Consider the following 2,102-nt stretch of genomic DNA (forward strand, 5'->3'; position numbering starts at 1 on the left):
CCGTCCCGGCGGCGGCAAGCCGGGGCCGCGCGGCGGCCGTCCCGGCCGTCCGACGCGCGGTGACGCGTAGGGTCTGAGGCGTGCGGATCGTCGGCGGCGAGTGGCGCGGGCGCCGGCTCGCCGGGCCGAAGGCGGAGGGCATCCGCCCGACCTCCGACCGCCTGCGCGAGGCCCTGTTCAACGTGCTGGCCCACGCCTACGACGATGCGGTCGAGGACGCGGTGGTGCTCGACCTGTTTGCGGGCACCGGCGCGCTCGGCTTCGAGGCGCTCTCCCGCGGCGCCGCCCGGGCCATCTTCGTGGACGAGGGGCGCCAGGCCGGCGCGCTGATCCGCGAGGGCATCGCCGCGCTCGGCTGCGAGACGCGCGCCCGGCTGATCCAGCGCGACGCGACCCGGCTCGGACCCGCCCCGGATGCCGCCTCCCTGGTCTTCTGCGACCCGCCCTACCGGAAGGGGCTCGCCCCCGCGGCGCTCGCCGCGGCGAGCGCCGGCGGCTGGCTGAGTCCCGGTGCCCTGGTCCTGGTCGAGGAGGCCGACGAGGCCGGCCCGGTCCTGCCGCCCGGCTTCGCGGAGCTGGAGCGGCGCAGCTACGGCGAGACGGCGGTGACGTTCGGCCGGTTCGGGGGCTGAGGTCCTTTATTTGGACCGGTTCGTCGCGTGCATCGGGTTCGATCGCGACCCGACCGGGTTCATACGATGTCCGATTGATCCGCTCGGGCTCTGCTCCGCCGTCATCGCGAGGCGGAGCCGAAGCGATCCAGCGCGCGACCTCTCCGGAAAAGGCGCGCCCTGGATTGCCACGGCTTCGCCTCGCAATGACGAGGGAGAGACCGAAGCGATCAATCGGATGACGCATCAGGCACCGGACAGGAGTCCCCGCAGATCCTGGACCGTGCCGTAGAGCGCGAGACCGAGGACGAGGATCGCCACGATCCCGCCCAGGGCGTTCACGGGCCGGCTGCGGCCGTCGCGCAGCCCGTGGAGCGCGGAACGCAGCGTTCCGATGACCGCCGCGATCACCGGCACTGCCCAGGCGCCGAGCAGAAGACCCATCGCGACGGGGCCTTTGAACGCGCTGCCCGCGGTGACGACGGCCAGGGTCGCGGCTAGGTAGACGGCGAGCGTCACGAGCAGCGACAGCCACGTGCCGAGTGCGCCGCTCCAGTGCCGGGCGATGACGGATCGCATGGTCAAACCCCTTCCTCGGCGCGCGGCCGCGTCAGCCCGTCCCGGTGGTTCGAAGCGGGGGGAGGAATGATGCGCCGCCACCATGCAGGAACGATGAAGCCGCGGGGCCGGCGCGGCCGCGGCGGCACCACGCCCGTGACCCTTTCCGGTTCGGTGCCCTATCTCGCTCGGGCAACGCCCGTCCGCGAAGGAGGCCCGCGCCCATGCCGCCCATCCTGCCGCCCGTCCTGCCGCCCGTTCCCACCCTTGCCCGCCGAACCCTCCTGCAGGGAACCGCTGCCCTCGCCGCGGCGGGGCTCACCCCGGCCCTGCTGCGCCCGTCCCGCGCCGCGGAACCCCTGATCACCCGGCCGATCCCCTCCTCCGGCGAGCGGCTTCCGGCCATGGGCATCGGCACCTCGCGCCGCTACGAGGTGGCGATGACGCCGGAGGCGACCGCGCCCCTGCGCGAGGCGGTGGAGCGCTTCGTCGCGCTCGGCGGAACGGTGATCGACACCGCCCCGAGCTACGGCACGGCGGAGGACGTGCTCGGCCTGATCCTCGGCGGGCTTCGGGAAAAGATCTTTCTCGCCACCAAGGTCGCGGCCCGCGGCCGGGAGGCGGCGCAGGCCGAGACCGAGCGCTCGTTCCAGCGCCTGCGCACGGACAAGATCGACCTCATCGCCGTGCACAACCTCATCGACACGGAGGTGAACCTCGCCGTCCTGCGCGAGCTGAAGGAGAAGGGCCGCATCCGCTACGTCGGCGTCACGGTCTGGCGCGACGAGCAGTTCCCCGATCTCGAAGCGGTGATGAAGCGGGACAAGCTCGATTTCGTGCAGGTGAACTACGCCCTCGACAGCCGCACCGCGGCGGAGCGCATCCTGCCGCTCGCCGCCGAGCGCGGCGTGCTGACCGCCGACGAGGCGCGCG

Annotated in this window: 3 protein-coding genes; 2 read left to right on the plus strand and 1 reads right to left on the minus strand. The window is 73.5% G+C overall.

Annotated features, from left to right (window positions below; all coding sequences use genetic code 11):
- The first annotated feature begins 80 nt into the window (after nt 1-80).
- A complete protein-coding gene (gene rsmD, locus MFF42_RS19915; protein WP_238257308.1) occupies nt 81-632 on the plus strand; it encodes a 16S rRNA (guanine(966)-N(2))-methyltransferase RsmD in 552 nt (183 codons plus the stop codon).
- A 225-nt stretch (nt 633-857) separates the two neighbouring features.
- On the opposite strand, the gene MFF42_RS19920 is transcribed toward rsmD, so the two are convergent.
- A complete protein-coding gene (locus MFF42_RS19920) occupies nt 858-1,190 on the minus strand; it encodes a hypothetical protein (protein WP_238257309.1) in 333 nt (110 codons plus the stop codon).
- Between the two features lie 203 nt (nt 1,191-1,393).
- Between MFF42_RS19920 and MFF42_RS19925 the strand changes: the two genes are divergently transcribed.
- The coding region (locus tag MFF42_RS19925) for an aldo/keto reductase (RefSeq protein WP_238257310.1) at nt 1,394-2,102 on the plus strand (709 nt) is incomplete at its 3' end.

This window comes from Methylorubrum podarium, from assembly GCF_022179745.1.
Taxonomy (GTDB): Bacteria; Pseudomonadota; Alphaproteobacteria; order Rhizobiales; family Beijerinckiaceae; genus Methylobacterium; species Methylobacterium podarium.